The sequence below is a fragment of the Streptomyces sp. NPDC005533 genome, assembly GCF_042871845.1.
Classification (GTDB): domain Bacteria; phylum Actinomycetota; class Actinomycetes; order Streptomycetales; family Streptomycetaceae; genus Streptomyces.
Genome location: NZ_JBIAJH010000149.1, coordinates 503 through 2,854 on the forward strand (window position 1 = coordinate 503; position 2,352 = coordinate 2,854).

General features: G+C 52.2%; 1 tRNA gene and 2 rRNA genes (1 of these 3 running past the window's edge). All 3 read right to left on the reverse strand.

What is annotated here, in order from left to right:
• Positions 1-775, reverse strand: a 23S ribosomal RNA gene (locus ACFYP3_RS37430); its annotated part reaches 502 nt to the left of the window's first position; the annotation flags it as partial.
• A 184-nt stretch (positions 776-959) separates the two neighbouring features.
• Positions 960-1,035 (reverse strand) — tRNA-Glu (locus tag ACFYP3_RS37435).
• Positions 1,036-1,120: 85 nt separating this feature from the next.
• Positions 1,121-2,352, reverse strand: a 16S ribosomal RNA gene (locus ACFYP3_RS37440); the annotation flags it as partial.

Sequence of the window (2,352 nt, forward strand, 5' to 3'; positions counted from 1 at the left end):
CCAGCCACAAGTCATCCGCTAATTTTTCAACATTAGTCGGTTCGGTCCTCCAGTTAGTGTTACCCAACCTTCAACCTGCCCATGGCTAGATCACCGGGTTTCGGGTCTATACCCTGCAACTTAACGCCCAGTTAAGACTCGGTTTCCCTTCGGCTCCCCTATTCGGTTAACCTTGCTACAGAATATAAGTCGCTGACCCATTATACAAAAGGTACGCAGTCACCCCATAAAAGAGGCTCCCACTGCTTGTACGTACACGGTTTCAGGTTCTTTTTCACTCCCCTCGCCGGGGTTCTTTTCGCCTTTCCCTCACGGTACTGGTTCACTATCGGTCAGTCAGGAGTATTTAGCCTTGGAGGATGGTCCCCCCATATTCAGACAGGATACCACGTGTCCCGCCCTACTCATCGAGCTCACAATATGTGCATTTTTGTGTACGGGGCTGTCACCCTGTATCGCGCGCCTTTCCAGACGCTTCCACTAACACACACACTGATTCAGGCTCTGGGCTCCTCCCCGTTCGCTCGCCGCTACTGGGGGAATCTCGGTTGATTTCTTTTCCTCGGGGTACTTAGATGTTTCAGTTCCCCCGGTTCGCCTCATTAACCTATGGATTCAGTTAATGATAGTGTGTCGAAACACACTGGGTTTCCCCATTCGGAAATCGCCGGTTATAACGGTTCATATCACCTTACCGACGCTTATCGCAGATTAGCACGTCCTTCATCGCCTCTGACTGCCAGGGCATCCACCGTGTACGCTTAGTCGCTTAACCTCACAACCCGAAGATGTTTCACTTCAGAGTTGCGAAAATTTGAGAGACTCACGAACAACTTTCATTGTTCAGTGTTTCAATTTTCAGCTTGATCCAGATTTTTAAAGAGCAAATATCTCAAACATCACCCGAAGATGAGTTTTGAGATATTAAGGCAGGTGACTTTCACTCACAAACCAGCAAGTGGCGTCCCCTAGGGGATTCGAACCCCTGTTACCGCCGTGAAAGGGCGGTGTCCTGGGCCTCTAGACGAAGGGGACGTATCAGTCTGCTTCGCAAGACGCCTTGCTTTTCACTTTCTATCAGACAATCTGTGTGAGCACTGCAAAGTACGCTTCTTTAAGGTAAGGAGGTGATCCAACCGCAGGTTCCCCTACGGTTACCTTGTTACGACTTCACCCCAGTCATGAATCACAAAGTGGTAAGCGCCCTCCCGAAGGTTAAGCTACCTACTTCTTTTGCAACCCACTCCCATGGTGTGACGGGCGGTGTGTACAAGGCCCGGGAACGTATTCACCGTGGCATTCTGATCCACGATTACTAGCGATTCCGACTTCATGGAGTCGAGTTGCAGACTCCAATCCGGACTACGACGCACTTTATGAGGTCCGCTTGCTCTCGCGAGGTCGCTTCTCTTTGTATGCGCCATTGTAGCACGTGTGTAGCCCTGGTCGTAAGGGCCATGATGACTTGACGTCATCCCCACCTTCCTCCAGTTTATCACTGGCAGTCTCCTTTGAGTTCCCGGCCGGACCGCTGGCAACAAAGGATAAGGGTTGCGCTCGTTGCGGGACTTAACCCAACATTTCACAACACGAGCTGACGACAGCCATGCAGCACCTGTCTCACGGTTCCCGAAGGCACATTCTCATCTCTGAAAACTTCCGTGGATGTCAAGACCAGGTAAGGTTCTTCGCGTTGCATCGAATTAAACCACATGCTCCACCGCTTGTGCGGGCCCCCGTCAATTCATTTGAGTTTTAACCTTGCGGCCGTACTCCCCAGGCGGTCGACTTAACGCGTTAGCTCCGGAAGCCACGCCTCAAGGGCACAACCTCCAAGTCGACATCGTTTACGGCGTGGACTACCAGGGTATCTAATCCTGTTTGCTCCCCACGCTTTCGCACCTGAGCGTCAGTCTTCGTCCAGGGGGCCGCCTTCGCCACCGGTATTCCTCCAGATCTCTACGCATTTCACCGCTACACCTGGAATTCTACCCCCCTCTACGAGACTCAAGCTTGCCAGTATCAGATGCAGTTCCCAGGTTGAGCCCGGGGATTTCACATCTGACTTAACAAACCGCCTGCGTGCGCTTTACGCCCAGTAATTCCGATTAACGCTTGCACCCTCCGTATTACCGCGGCTGCTGGCACGGAGTTAGCCGGTGCTTCTTCTGCGGGTAACGTCAATGAGCAAAGGTATTAACTTTACTCCCTTCCTCCCCGCTGAAAGTACTTTACAACCCGAAGGCCTTCTTCATACACGCGGCATGGCTGCATCAGGCTTGCGCCCATTGTGCAATATTCCCCACTGCTGCCTCCCGTAGGAGTCTGGACCGTGTCTCAGTTCCAGTGTGG